Below are 12,855 nucleotides of genomic sequence, written 5' to 3' on the forward strand. Positions count from 1 at the left end.
CGGAGGATGGTTTGAGCTTTTCCGGGGCCACCCTGCGGGCGTCACTGAGGTAGATCTCGTGGTGCGGCCCGGCGAATCCAAAGCCGTTGGCCGGCATGAAGTCATGGTGCAGCCGGTGCAGCGTCGCCCGGCCCCGTCCCCCGCTACCCCGTGCCTCCCAGCCTCGTCCGGTCCTAGTGGCCGGCGTCGTACCAGCTGGGACCGACGCCGATCTGGACATCCAGCGGAACGCTGAGGTCCGCTGCGGACCCCATCTGTTCGGTGACGAGCTTCTCCACCGCTTCCCGTTCGCCGGTGGCGACTTCCAGGACCAGTTCGTCATGGACCTGCAGGAGCATGCGCGACTTGAGGCCCTGGGCGGCCAGCTCAGCGTGCACACCCAGCATGGCCCGCTTGATGATGTCCGCGGCTGATCCCTGGATGGGCGAGTTGAGGGCGATGCGTTCGGCGTTCTCGCGCAGCTGCCGGTCCGTGCTGGTGAGGTCCGGCAGATACCGGCGGCGGCCTTCGATCGTGGCGGTGTAGCCGTCGACCCGGGCCTGGTCCACTACGCCGCGGAGGTAGTCGCGGACGGCACCGAAACGGTCGAAGTAGTCCTTCATGAGCGTCCTGGCCTCGTCCACGGAGATTTCCAGCTGCTTGGAAAGCCCGAAGGAGGTCAAACCGTAGGCCAGGCCGTAGGACATGGCCTTGACCTTGGAGCGCATGGCACTGGTGACCTCTTCGGTGGGTACGTGGAAGATATTCGAGCCCACAAAACGGTGGAGGTCCTCGCCGTCCTTGTAAGCCTGGATCAGGCCGGCGTCCCCCGAGAGGTGGGCCATGATGCGCATTTCGATCTGCGAGTAGTCCGCAGACAGCAGGCAGTCATACCCTTCGCTGACCACAAAGATGCCGCGGACGCGCCGGCCTTCCTCGCTGCGGATGGGGATGTTCTGCAGGTTGGGGTTGTTGGAGGAGATCCGGCCGGTCGCAGCAACATTCTGCGCATAGGTGGTGTGGATCCGGCCGTCTTCCGTAACGGACTTCTTGAGCGACTCCAGCATCTGCCGCAGCTTGGAGGACTCGCGGTGCGCCATGAGCTGGACCAGGAACTCATGCCCGGTTTTCTCCAGCAGGTTCTTGAGCGAGGCCGCGTCCGTGGTGTAGCCGGACTTGATCTTTTTGGTTTTCGGCAGCTGGAGTTCCTCGAAGAGGACGGTCTGCAGCTGTTTGGGCGAACCGAGGTTGACCTCGTGGCCGATGGCCGCGAAAGCCAGCTCCTGGGCGTTGTCGATGACCTTGGACAGATCCGCGAGTTGCTCGTCCATGCGGGCCATGTCGATGGCGATTCCGGCCGTTTCCATATCGGCCAGCACACGGCTGACGGGCAGCTCCAGTGTGGTGAGCAGGTCCGCTGCCTCGCGCTCGGTCAGTTCAGATTCGAAGTGCCGGCTGAGGGCCTGGACGACTGCCGCCACCTGCACCAGGGCACCCGCGGCAGCTGCGTCGTCGCCGTCGAACGCCAGCTCAAGCTGGCCCGCCTTGGACGTTTCGGCCGAGATGCTGATGTTGAGGTGGTGCTGTGCCAGTTCGGCCAGCTCATAGGTGCGGCGGTCGGGCTGGATGAGGTACCCGGAGATGGACGTGTCATCCACAACCCCTTCGAGCCCCAGGCCACGGCTGGAGAGGGCCTTCAGGGCTGCCTTGTAGCCGTGCATGACCTTCGGGCAGGCCTCGTCCCGCAACCAGTCGGACAGGACGTTCTCCGCGGCGGCGTCCTGCGCGGCCAGGTCAATGTACACGGCTGCACCGTCACGGACGATGGCCAGCGCGGCGGCGTCCTCGCCGATGCGGCCGGGCACAAGGTCGACGGCAATCGCTGAGCGCTGCCCGGTGCCGGCGGCCAGGAAGGTACTGAGTTCCGCTGCACTGGAGGGAGTCACGAACTCAGGCGTGTCGATGCTCTCGCGTTCTGCCGGTTCCAACTCCTCGCTGCCGTAGAGGGCAAAAAGGCGTGTGCGGATCGTCTTGAATTCAAGCTCGTCGAACAGCTGCTCCAAGGCTGCCTCATCCGGCCGCGGTTCGGCCAGTTCATCCAGCGTGACCGGCAGCTCCAGATCCGTGTGGAGCCGGTTCAGCCGGCGGTTGCGCTTAACATCCTCGACATTCTCGCGGAGGGCATCGCCCACTTTCCCGCCGATGGCGTCGATGTGTTCGAGGACGCCCTCCAGCCCGCCGTAGAGGTTAATCCACTTGGCTGCGGTCTTCGGGCCGACGCCCGGAATGCCGGGGAGGTTGTCAGCGGTCTCGCCCACCAGCGCAGCAAGGTCCGAGTACTGCGGCGGCGTGACAAAGTATTTTTCCTGGATGGCCGCCGCGTCCAGCCGGGGAATGTCGCTGACGCCCTTCCGTGGGTACAGCACAAACACGTTGTCCGTGATGAGCTGGAAGGCATCACGGTCGCCGGTGACAAGGAGGACCTCGTAGCCGGCTTTCTCCCCCAGCACGGAGAGCGTTGCCAGGATGTCGTCAGCCTCATACCCCGGAAGTTTGATGGTCTTGATGCCCCAGGCCTGCATGACCTTGTCAATGAGGTCGATCTGGCCGCTCATTTCACGGGGAGTCTCGTTGCGGCCGCCCTTGTAATCGCTGTACTCGGCCTTGCGGTGGGTGGTCTCATCCGAGACATCGAAGGCCACCGCGATGTGGGTGGGCTTCTGTTCCTTGATCAGGTTGATCAGCATCGACGTAAAGCCGTGAATCGCGTTGGTGTGCTGGCCGTTGGCCGTGGAGAACTTGTCCGCTGGCAGGGCGAAAAAGGCCCGGAACGCCATCGAGTGCCCGTCCAACACCAGCAGGCGTGGCTGGTCGGTGATGGGGATGACGGGTGCCTCGGTGGCGGAAACCCGGCCCCCGACCGACGGCGGGACAGTGATGTCCTGCAGGGCGGCATCTGCGTCGAGCGCAGCAGTAACAGAGGGGAAAGGGGCCGGTTTGGTAGTTTCACTCACAGGTGCCAGCCTAGTTGCCATGATGGACAATTTCACGCCCGGACCCTTCACTGAGGAATTAGTCACAGCAGGTATCCCCGAACGGCTGCACGAGTGGCTCAGCGGATACGGAATCGGCGCCCTGGTGCTCAAGATGGGCATCCACTTCCTGGAGATGAGCCCCGAGCGGACGGTGGCCACCATGCCGGTGGAGGGCAACACCCAGGTGGCCGGGATCCTGCACGGCGGAGCCCACGTGGTCCTGGCAGAAACATTGGGATCCTTCGCCGCGGGCATGCACGCCGGCACCGGCAGGCATGCCGTGGGCATCGAGGTCAACGCCACCCACCACAGGTCCATCGATACAGGTACCGTCACCGGTACTTGTATAGCGATCCACCTGGGCGGGACACTGACCACGCATGAGGTGGTCATGACCGATGACAAGGGCAGGCGCCTGTCCACGGCCCGCATCACGAACATGCTGAGGGACAACGGGCCGGCCAAGAAGGCTGATTAGGCCAGGAGGGGCTGTTACCCGGCCGTATCCGCAGGGTTCAGGTTGTAGCGCAGCTCTACGATCCCCCGGCCCAGGGTGCGCGAGGCAGTCAGCTCAAGCGGCGCCGTCGGGCCTTCCAGCGGCAACAGCCGCTTGCCGTCACCCAGCACTACCGGGATGACCGAGAGGATGAGTTCATCCAGGTAACCGGCAGCGGCGAACTGTGCGGCCAGGTTGCCGCCGCCCACCACCCACACGTTCTTTCCGCCGGCGGCGTCCTTGAAGTCCTGGATGAATTCCCGGACCGGGCCGCGGACGAACGTGATGTCTGAACCGGCTGGCGCTGTGTGCTCGTGCCGGGTGAACACATGGCAGGGCGTGGACGGGTAGGGCCATTTGCCGGGCTCGTGCTTCATCAGCCAGGCATAGGTTTCCCCGCCCATGACGATGCAGCCCACGCCATCCATAAAGGACTCGTAGCTTTCCTTGCCGCCCTCGAAACCGTCGAATTCAAGCAGCCACGCGAGGTCGTCCTTGGCTGTGGCAATGAAGCCGTCGAGGGAGGCTGCAACAAAATACTGGAACCTGGACATGGACCCAGCGTAACCGTGGCGGTGTTGACTTGCTACGGGCGATTAAGCACTGAAATACGGGATGATCAGGTACAGCCCGAACAGCACAGCCACCCCGCAGAGGCCAAAGCAGACGTAGGCGAACGTGCGCTTTGCGCGGGGTGAAGCCTGCTGGGCGTCACCGGCAATGGCAGTGAGGCGCACGCCGAGCGAGTACAGGACAACCACGGTCACGGCCGCCACCAGGGTGGCGCCGCCTACGGTCAGGAGTTCCAACCACTTCATCGCTGCGCATCTTTCTGCTCATCGGCCGTGGCCGGGGACGTGGCTGTGGACGTAGCTGTCGCCTCGGCCTTTGCCCTGGCGCGTGCCCGGGCGAGGGCTTTCTTCTTGGCGAAGCGGACGGTCTGCCCAGCTTCCTCGACCTCCACCGCGTTGTGGTGGCCAACATGGGACTTGCGGGAATAGAAGAACATAAACAGGACGGCCGCGGTGCCGGCGACGGCGGCAATCGCCACGCCCACCACGCCGGTCTTCACGAGCAGCGCCGTCAGCGCTCCCACAATGCCGGCCGCAGGGAGGGTGAACAGCCAGCCCAAAGCGATTTTCCCCACCATGTTCCAGCGCACTGTGGTGCCCCTGCGGCCCATGCCGGACCCGATGACGGAGCCGGAGGCCACCTGCGTGGTGGAGAGCGCGAAGCCCAGGTGGGAGGAGGCGAGGATGGCCGACGCCGTGCTCGTCTCGGCGGCGAAGCCCTGTGCCGGCTTGACCTCGGTCAGGCCCGACCCCATGGTCCGGATGATGCGCCATCCGCCGGCATACGTGCCCACGGCGATGGCCACGGCACACGCAGCGATGACCCAGAACTGGGGGCCGGAGCCCGGGGCCTGCGTACCGGCGGAGATCAGCACGAGTGTGATGATGCCCATGGTCTTCTGGGCGTCATTGGTGCCGTGGGCCAGCGCCACCAGGCTGGAGGTGAAGATCTGGCCGGTACGGAATCCACCGCGCTTCTGGGTGAGCTTGCTGCCGGTCTCGGGGTCGTGGCGGGCAGTCAGTGCATAGGCGAGCCTGGTGCAGATATAGGCCACAATCCCGGCAATGAGCGGGGCGAAGATGGCTGGCAGGATGACCTTTTGAAGCAGGGTCTCCAGATTCACGGAGTTGAAGCCGATGCCGGCAATGGCTGCGCCGATCAAGCCGCCGAACAGCGCATGGGAAGAACTCGACGGCAGGCCTTTCAGCCACGTGATCATGTTCCACAGGATGGCGCCCATCAGGCCGGCGAAGATGATGTCCGGAGTGATCAGGACACCGTCCGAACCTTCCCGGATGATGCCGCCGGAAACCGTCTTGGCCACTTCCGTTGAAAGGAAGGCACCCACCAGGTTAAGGATTGCAGCGAGCGTCACAGCGGTCTTCGGTTTGATGGCACCGGTGGCGATGGGTGTGGCCATCGCGTTGGCAGTGTCATGGAAGCCGTTTGTGAAGTCGAAAAATAGTGCCAGTGCGATGACCAGCGCCACCATAAAGGTGATATCCACCTGTTGCCCAATCTGCAGAGTCGACGTTCAGCAGTTCCGTTACCCCCGCCTGCCCTGCACAGCATAATTCACGTGAAGTTCACGGGGAATGACCTGCGGTGTTAACAGAACCGGCTTGAAACCTTATCGATCGTACGCGCCTCCCGGATGAGGTCAAAACAGCGGTCGGGTGACAAAGGCGCTGACGGCGGCCAGTTCGGCGGGCGAGATTCCCCGGCGCGGATCGGGCGAGATCATCAGGATCCGCTCGCCCAGGAATCCGGCCCACGCCTGGGCCTGCTCTTCATACATGAGCTGGTCATCAAGCCACACGATCCCGTCCGGGGCGGTGGTGGCCATGTCCTCCTGCAGGGCAGTGAGCTTCCACCAGCTTTCACCCGTGCCAGCACCGGCCGCCGTGAGCCAGGGCCAGCGGGCGCCCGCAAGGCCGATGGCGGGGCAGAGGTAGTGGGGAGCCATGTCCTCCCAACTGGTCAGCCACACGCAGCGCATGCCGGGCAGACGGGCCAGACCGTTCAGCCCGCCAACCAACTCCCCCGCGTAGGCCACTTCGAGCATGCCTGCGTTCGCGAGGTTCCAGCCGGAACCCCACGGCGTCTTGCCGGTCGCTCCAAACGGGCACACCACGCCGTCGACGTCCAAATACAGGGTGACGTTTCGCACAGGAGCCCTCCGTCAGGCCGGCAGGCCCGGACCAGGTCTGAGACGACCGGGTCCTAAATGGAGGAGGGGCTGCACGCATCAATGGTTGCATTGCGTGCAGCCCCTCCTCAAGGACCTCTGGCCCCTTAGCCGGTTCAGAGTTGGGCCGGCCTGAGACACAGAGGGTCTCAGACGGGGAGGGTCCTAGACAGAGAGCGTCTCCGGCTGGGCAGCCACCCTGCGCTCCGGAGTTCCGGGCTGGTCCTGGCCGTAGAGCCAGTCGTTGTACTGGAAGTCACCGTCTTTCCGGCTCTTGAACAGCAGGTTCCGGAGGATGCGGGCCAGTCCTGAGACGTGCCAGGATTCGCCCCAGACGCGGGCGGTGCGCTGGACGCGGGCTGTACGGCCAGCCCGGGCAGTGTTGAATTCCCTGATCGCACCATCCCAGGCTTCGGGGTTGATGCCTTCCGCCGTGAAGACGGTGCCGTTGGTGGCATCCTGCAGGACGGCAGCATCTTCAAGGGCCTGGCAGGCGCCCTGGGCCAGGTACTGAAGCATGGGGTGGGCGGCGTCGCCCATCAGCACCATGCGGCCGGCGACCCAGTTCTCGATCGGGTCGCGGTCGTACATGGGCCAGCGGATACCCGTGGCCAGGTTCTTCAGCGCTTCCTGGACGGCCGGGACGCAGTCCTTGTACGCGGCCTCAAGCTCATCAACGCCGCCGTACTGCTCTTCGCCGCGTTCGAAGGAAGGCGATTTGAAGACGGCTACGGTGTTCAGCAGCTCACCTTTGCGCAGCGGGTACTGCACGAGGTGACAGTCCGGTCCGAGGTAGACAATGACGTCTTCAAGGTCAGCCTTGGGCGTGTTTTCGGTGATCGGGACCGTGCCCCGGTAGGCGACGTAGGCCGAGGACACCGGCTCATCGCTGGCAACGAGCGGACGGAGGGTGGACTTGAGTCCGTCGGCGCCGATGATGACGTCTGCCTCGTAGTCGACGCCGGCGGCGGTGTGCGCCACGCCGCGGCCGTTGACGGTTTCAACGCTTTCGACCATGACATCGTTGACGAGCTTGACGCCGGCCGCTTCGCAGCCCTCAAGCAGAACGCGGTGCAGGTCGCTGCGGTGGATAACAACGTAGGGCGCGCCGTAGCGCTCAGCGAAGTCCCCGCCGAGCGTCTGGCGGGTGAGCTCCTCGCCGGTGACGGCGTCGCGGAAGACCAGGTGCTTGGGCTGGACACCGATTTCCAGCGCCTTTTCCAGCAGGCCCCAGCGCGAAAGGACGCGGGAGGCGTTGGGGGCCATCTGCAGGCCTGCGCCCACTTCACCGAATTCCGGAGCCCGCTCCACGAGGGTGACGTTGGCGCCGTTTTCACGCAGTGCGAGGGCTCCGGCCAGTCCGGCCATTCCTCCTCCGATGACGAGGACATCAGTGGATGTGGCGTGCTCAGACATTGTTTGCTCCTTCAGAGACAGCGGGTTTTGACTTGAGTTTGAGGCCGACGGCGGCCAGCAGGACCGCGGCGATGGCGGCTGCACCGGCGAAGGCGAGGAAATTGGAATTGACGCCGAATCCGGCGGCCAGCAGGAGGCCTCCCACCTGGGGCGCGGCGACGGCGCCGATGCGGCCCGTCCCGAGCGCCCAGCCGAGCGCTGTTCCCCGGAGGTGTCCGGGATAGTGGCCCGCGACGGCCGCGATGATGAGGCACTGGGTGCCGTGCGTGCCGACTCCGGCAAGGACCAGCATGAAGTAGACGATGGCGACCGGCGGCCCGGTGACCAGGACCATCAGTGCACCGGCGGCGACGGCGGCCGCGGCGATGGCGGTGGGCACCGGTCCGAAGCGGGTCCCGGCCCAGGCGGTGATGACCGAACCGGCCACTGCACCCAGGTTCAGTGCCAGGGCGAAGGTCAGGGCAGAGCCCAGGTTGTAGCCGGCAAGCTGCATGAGGTTGGGCAACCAGGTGCCCAGCCCGTACCAGGCAAAGAGCGTGGCAATGGTGGCCACGGCGAACAGCAGGCTGATGCCCAGGTAGGGGGCACGGAGCAGGGACGAGAACCCGCTCGGCTCTTCACCCGCCTTGCCCTTGCCGGCGGCCTTGCGGGCAGCCTTTTCCTGGGAGGTAACAGGGGCCAGCGTCTCCGGCAGGTATTTGAGTCCCAGCGGCACCACAACGAGCAGTGCCAGGACAGCCACAAGGAACATCGATTCCCAGCCAAACGCCGGGATGAGCTGGATGCCAACAAGGGCGGCGATGGATCCGCCGATCGGGACGCCGGACATCATCAGGGTGGCGATAATCGACCGCCATTTGGCGGGGACGAGTTCTGCGACCAGTGCATTCGCGGAGGGCACCAGGCCGCCGAGCCCGATGCCGGCAAGGAGCCGCAGGGCGCCGAAGATGGCTGCATTGGGGGCGAACGCGCACAGCACGGTGAAGACTGAGAAGACGATCGCGCAACCAAGGATGGTGCGGCGGCGGCCCCATGAGTCCGCCATGCGGCCGGCGAAGATTGCCCCGATCATCATGCCGACAAAGGCCATGGACCCGATGGTTCCGGCGGTGGCCTTGGTCAGGCCCCAGCCGGTCTCGGCAATCAACGAGGACTGGACGGTGCCGTACACGATGAGGTCATAGCCATCGAAGACCACCAGAAGCCAGCAGACGAGGACGGCCGCAGCCGAGCCTTTGGAGAACCGCGTGACGGGACCGTCAACGGAAGCTGGGCCAGCAGTCCCCGGCGAGGACCGGTGCGGCGCTGCAGCGGGAAGTATGTGATTCATCCCACTACTGTCATGGCGGCCGAAGATGAACCACAATACAATTCTGATGTGCAGAATAATCCCAGTCCGCGGCCAGCGGCCACTCAGTCGTCCAAGCCGGCCCGGAAGCCCATCCAGAAGCGGCCTACCTACTCCATCGAGGCGGTGGACAATGCGCTTGTGCTTCTGCAGCTTCTCCGTGACGGCGGTACGCTGCGGCTCAAGGATGCAGCCCAGGAGCTGGGGGTAGCGCCGTCCACCGCCCACCGCCTGCTGGCCATGCTGGTGTACAGGGGTTTTGCCATCCAGGATGAGACCCGACGTTATGTGCCCGGCCCTGCCATGGGCGTGGGTCCGGCTGGGCTGTCCTGGACCAGGTTGCTCCGCTCGCTCGCCCAGCCGCACATGGAGCTGCTCTCCGCCCGGCTCAACGAGACCGTCAACCTTATGGTGCGAGTGGGTACGAAAGTGCGGTTCCTGGCCACGGTAGAGGGCAGTAATGTGCTGCGGATAGGCGACCGGCAGGGAACGGTGATGCCTGCCGATAAGACGTCCGGCGGCAAGGTCATGCTCGCCGAGCTCGAGCCCCCCATGATTGAGCAGCTCTTCCGCAGCAACAACGCCGAAATCGGCGGCGACACTATTCCCCTGTCCGACTATCCGGCATTCCTGCGCGAGCTTGAGAGCATCCGGACCAACGGGTTCGCCGCCAATTTTGAAGGCACCGAAGAGGGTGTGAGTGCCCTGGGGATGGCACTGCACAACCGGCACGGGCACGTTGTCGGCGCTCTCAGCGTGGCTACGCCCGCCACCCGCTTCCGAAAGGTGTTCGATGCCGGGCTCGTCCCTGCCCTGCGCGAAACCTGCCGGCAGCTGGAAATCGACATTGCTGCCAATCCGGCTGATCCGGACTGAGGCAACATCAGGCTGAGTTTAATTCTGGCTGGCAGAATATGTTGGGGGTCACAACGCCGCGTCCGTAGAGTCTGACTACGCCGAAATACCGTTTTGAACTTGAAGGAGGCCGACGTGTCCATCAGCGCCGAGAACACGACCCACGAATCAGTGGCCGCCAGCCACGCTTTGCCGGAGCCGACGCCTGAAGAGGCGGCGCAGTTGGAGCAGCTGTACGCGGACTTCGAGACGGAGAACCTGATTCCGTTGTGGACGGAGATCGGGGATCTGATGCCGATGGTTCCCTCTCCCAAGGCTGTGCCGCATGTGTGGCGGTGGAGCGACCTGTATCCGCTGGCCGCCCGTGCCGGTGACCTGGTGCCGGTGGGGCGTGGCGGCGAACGCCGCGCCATCGCCCTGGCGAACCCGGGACTTGCCGGGACCCCGTACGCCACCCCGACGCTGTGGGCTGCGATCCAGTACCTCGGTGGCCGCGAGACGGCACCGGAGCACCGCCACTCCCAGAACGCGTTCCGGTTCGTGGTGGAGGGCGAGGGTGTGTGGACGGTGGTGAACGGGGATCCGGTCCGGATGTCCCGCGGGGATTTCCTGCTGACCCCGGGCTGGAACTTCCACGGCCACCACAACGATACCGATGAGCCGATGGCCTGGATCGACGGCCTGGACATCCCGTTTGTGCACTACGCCGACGCCGGGTTCTTCGAGTTCGGCACCGAACGCGTCACTGACGAAGCCACCCCGGACATTTCCCGCTCCGAGCGGCTCTGGGCCCACCCGGGCCTGCGCCCGCTCTCGGGGCTCCAGGACACGGTCAACTCCCCCATCGCCGCGTACCGGTGGGAACACACCGACGCGGCGCTGCGTGAGCAGCTCCTGCTCGAGGACGAGGGCCACCCGGCCACCGTCTCCCAGGGCCACGCCGCCGTCCGGTATTCGAACCCCACCACGGGCGGGGATGTGATGCCCACCATCCGGGCCGAGTTCCACCGCCTCCGCGCCGGGGCCACCACCGAGCCGCTGCGTGAGGTGGGCTCCAGCGTCTGGCAGGTCTTCGAAGGCACCGGCACCGTGGTCCTGAACGGCGAGGTCAAGACCCTGGCCAAGGGCGACCTGTTTGTGGTCCCGTCCTGGCAGGAATGGTCCCTGAACGCCGGAACCGAATTCGATTTGTTCCGCTTCAGCGACGCCCCTATCTTTGAACGGCTGAACTTCAACCGCACCTACACCGAAGGACGCAAGAACGCATGAAACTCCTGACACTCCGCCTCTCGAATGAGGGAACAACTGTAACGAAGGCTGTCCGCCAGGACGGGACCACCCTCACCGAGATCGACGGGTTCTCCGACGTCGGAGCGCTCCTGAAGGACTCCGCGTGGGAGTCCATCGCCGCCGCAGCCTCCGGTGCGACCCACCCGCTCGAGGGCGCAGACCTCGACGCCGTGGTTCCCGCGCCGGGCAAGATCATCTGCGTGGGCCACAACTACCGCAACCACATCAAGGAAATGGGCCGGGAAGTCCCCGAGTACCCCACCCTGTTCGCCAAGTACGCCGAGTCCCTTATCGGACCCAACGATGACCTGGCCCTCCCGCAGGAATCCGACACCGTGGACTGGGAGTCCGAACTCGCCGTCGTCATCGGCAAGACCGGCCGCCGCATCAGCGAAGCGGACGCCAAGGACCACATCGCCGGCTACGCGGTCCTGAACGATGTGTCCATGCGCGACTACCAGTTCCGCACCGTCCAGTGGCTCCAGGGCAAGACGTGGGAAAAGTCCACCCCGTTCGGCCCGGCCCTGGTCACGAAGGATGAGTTCAGCGGCGGACTGATGACCACCGCCGTCGATGGTGAAGTCCAGCAGTCCACGCCCACCAGCGACGTCGTCTTCACGCCGGAGTTCCTGGTCTCCTACATCTCCACGATCATCACCCTGAACCCGGGCGACGTCATCGCCACCGGCACCCCGGGAGGTGTGGGCCACGCCCAGGACCCCAAGCGCTACCTGCAGGAAGGCCAGCTCCTGGTCACCACCATCGAGGGCCTGGGCCAGCTGAACAACCGCGTGGTCAAGGAAGCCTGATGGTGGCCCGCCAGGACCAGACGACGGACCCGGAACTGCTCGACGCGCTGCTCCAGGCCCGCCGCGGGACCGCGTTCTTCGCCCGCAAGCTCAACGAGCTCACCGATGCCGAACTCGACGGACCCTCGCTGCTGCCCGGCTGGAACCGCCGGCACGTGGCCGCGCACATCGGCTACAACGCCCGCGCCATCGCCCGGCTCATCGAATGGGCCGGCACCGGGGTGGAAACACCCATGTACGCGTCCACTGATGTACGGGACCACGAGATCAGCTTCGGGGCGACCCTGTCCCCGATCGCGCTGCGGAACCTGTTCGACCACTCCGCCGTGCACCTGAACGTCGAATGGCGGGACCTCCCGGCAGAGGCCTGGCACCACACGGTCCGCACCATCCAGGGCCGCGAAGTCCCGGCCACCGAAACCGTGTGGATGCGCAGCCGCGAAGTCTGGGCCCACGCCGTGGACCTGGACAACGGAGCAACCTTCGCCGACATCCCCGAACCCGTCCTCGAAGGGCTCCTGCGCGACATCACCGGAGCGTGGAAAACCCGCGGCACCGACACCGGACTCCTCATCAAGGTAGACGGTGCAGGCGCCGGCACGGACCAGACGCTCGGCGACACCACCACCCAAGACCCTACGGTCATCAGCGGGCCCCTGCCCGGCCTCGTCCAATGGGCCACCGGACGAGGCACCCACGGCGTCACCGCAACACACAACGGAGCGCCGCTGGCCGAAACACCCGCAGCCCCCAAATGGATCTGAGCCGGTTGGATCTGAGCCAGTGACCTTCGGGTCGCCCCAACAGCACGAATAGCCAGGAAAAACGGAACAGCGGCGGGATATCCCGCCGCTGTTCCGCGTTGT

12 protein-coding genes are annotated in these 12,855 nt (G+C 65.3%); 5 read left to right on the forward strand and 7 right to left on the reverse strand.

What is annotated here, in order from left to right:
* Window positions 1–173: 173 nt before the first annotated feature.
* Window positions 174–2,816, reverse strand: coding sequence for a DNA polymerase I (polA, locus tag J2808_RS13880; RefSeq protein ID WP_397428058.1), 2,643 nt, complete (start codon window positions 2,814–2,816; stop codon window positions 174–176).
* A 196-nt stretch (window positions 2,817–3,012) separates the two neighbouring features.
* Between polA and J2808_RS13885 the strand changes: the two genes are divergently transcribed.
* Window positions 3,013–3,492 (forward strand): hotdog fold thioesterase, encoded by a 480-nt coding sequence (locus J2808_RS13885; protein ID WP_309817550.1) that lies wholly within the window; start codon window positions 3,013–3,015, stop codon window positions 3,490–3,492.
* 14 nt (window positions 3,493–3,506) lie between these two features.
* Here the strand turns inward: J2808_RS13885 and J2808_RS13890 are convergent, their stop codons facing one another.
* The 6 genes from J2808_RS13890 to J2808_RS13915 all read right to left on the reverse strand — a co-directional run bounded on the left by J2808_RS13890 (window position 3,507) and on the right by J2808_RS13915 (window position 9,017).
* The gene (locus J2808_RS13890; protein WP_309817553.1) at window positions 3,507–4,064 is read right to left on the reverse strand and encodes a dihydrofolate reductase family protein; all 558 of its coding nucleotides are present in this window, start codon (window positions 4,062–4,064) and stop codon (window positions 3,507–3,509) included.
* A 42-nt stretch (window positions 4,065–4,106) separates the two neighbouring features.
* Window positions 4,107–4,328: a hypothetical protein gene (locus tag J2808_RS13895; RefSeq protein ID WP_309817555.1), complete on the reverse strand. Its 222-nt coding sequence runs from the start codon at window positions 4,326–4,328 to the stop codon at window positions 4,107–4,109.
* Window positions 4,325–5,590 carry an inorganic phosphate transporter gene (locus J2808_RS13900; RefSeq protein ID WP_309817557.1) on the reverse strand — a complete coding sequence of 422 codons (1,266 nt, stop codon included), beginning with the start codon at window positions 5,588–5,590 and terminating at the stop codon, window positions 4,325–4,327. Before J2808_RS13900 ends, J2808_RS13895 begins: the two co-directional genes overlap by 4 nt.
* A 153-nt stretch (window positions 5,591–5,743) precedes the next feature.
* Complete coding sequence (locus tag J2808_RS13905; protein WP_309817560.1) at window positions 5,744–6,253, reverse strand: HAD domain-containing protein; 510 nt, start codon at window positions 6,251–6,253, stop codon at window positions 5,744–5,746.
* Between the two features lie 183 nt (window positions 6,254–6,436).
* Complete coding sequence (locus J2808_RS13910; RefSeq protein WP_309817563.1) at window positions 6,437–7,687, reverse strand: FAD-dependent oxidoreductase; 1,251 nt, start codon at window positions 7,685–7,687, stop codon at window positions 6,437–6,439.
* Window positions 7,680–9,017 (reverse strand): MFS transporter, encoded by a 1,338-nt coding sequence (locus J2808_RS13915; RefSeq protein ID WP_309817568.1) that lies wholly within the window; start codon window positions 9,015–9,017, stop codon window positions 7,680–7,682. The genes J2808_RS13910 and J2808_RS13915 overlap by 8 nt, the downstream gene beginning before the upstream one ends.
* Before the next feature lie 48 nt (window positions 9,018–9,065).
* On the opposite strand from J2808_RS13915, the gene J2808_RS13920 reads away from it, so the two are divergent.
* The 4 genes from J2808_RS13920 (at window position 9,066) to J2808_RS13935 (ending at window position 12,753) form a co-directional block, all read left to right on the forward strand.
* Window positions 9,066–9,911 (forward strand): IclR family transcriptional regulator, encoded by an 846-nt coding sequence (locus J2808_RS13920; RefSeq protein WP_309817570.1) that lies wholly within the window; start codon window positions 9,066–9,068, stop codon window positions 9,909–9,911.
* A gap of 114 nt (window positions 9,912–10,025) precedes the next feature.
* Window positions 10,026–11,159, forward strand: a complete 1,134-nt coding sequence (locus J2808_RS13925; protein ID WP_309817574.1) for a cupin domain-containing protein — start codon at window positions 10,026–10,028, stop codon at window positions 11,157–11,159.
* Complete coding sequence (locus J2808_RS13930; RefSeq protein WP_309817577.1) at window positions 11,156–11,989, forward strand: fumarylacetoacetate hydrolase family protein; 834 nt, start codon at window positions 11,156–11,158, stop codon at window positions 11,987–11,989. The genes J2808_RS13925 and J2808_RS13930 overlap by 4 nt, the downstream gene beginning before the upstream one ends.
* Window positions 11,989–12,753 carry a maleylpyruvate isomerase family mycothiol-dependent enzyme gene (locus tag J2808_RS13935; RefSeq protein ID WP_309817579.1) on the forward strand — a complete coding sequence of 255 codons (765 nt, stop codon included), beginning with the start codon at window positions 11,989–11,991 and terminating at the stop codon, window positions 12,751–12,753. The genes J2808_RS13930 and J2808_RS13935 overlap by 1 nt, the downstream gene beginning before the upstream one ends.
* The last annotated feature ends 102 nt before the right edge of the window (window positions 12,754–12,855 follow it).

The sequence above is a fragment of the Pseudarthrobacter sulfonivorans genome, from assembly GCF_031454915.1.
Lineage (GTDB): Bacteria > Actinomycetota > Actinomycetes > Actinomycetales > Micrococcaceae > Arthrobacter > Arthrobacter sulfonivorans_C.